Genomic DNA, 280 nt, shown 5'->3' on the forward strand with positions numbered 1-280 from the left:
AGCGGGGACGGTGCGCAGCTCGTGGCCCAGGCGGGAGGCCGCCGCGAAGACCCGGTCCAGGCCCGGCGCGTCCGGGTTGGTCAGGTGGTACGTCCCCGCGCCGGCCGGACCGGCCGTGGCGAGGGTGACCACGGCCGCGCTGACGTAGTCCACCGGTACCCAGTCGGTGGTCCCGTGCGGCAGGTCCGGGACCGCCCCCGCCTGGAGGCACCCCTTGATGAGCTGCCACAGCAGGTCCAGGTGCTGGCACGCGCCGGTGGCCGTGTCGCCGCTGATGCGG

At 76.1% G+C, this 280-nt stretch carries 1 protein-coding gene; it reads right to left on the reverse strand.

Annotated features, from left to right (window positions below):
- Positions 1-280: SDR family oxidoreductase (locus IH13_RS0127375; RefSeq protein WP_031088650.1), on the reverse strand; the 280-nt coding region annotated here is incomplete at both ends.

The sequence above is a fragment of the Streptomyces sp. NRRL WC-3549 genome (assembly GCF_000721935.1).
In the GTDB taxonomy this organism is placed as follows: domain Bacteria; phylum Actinomycetota; class Actinomycetes; order Streptomycetales; family Streptomycetaceae; genus Streptomyces.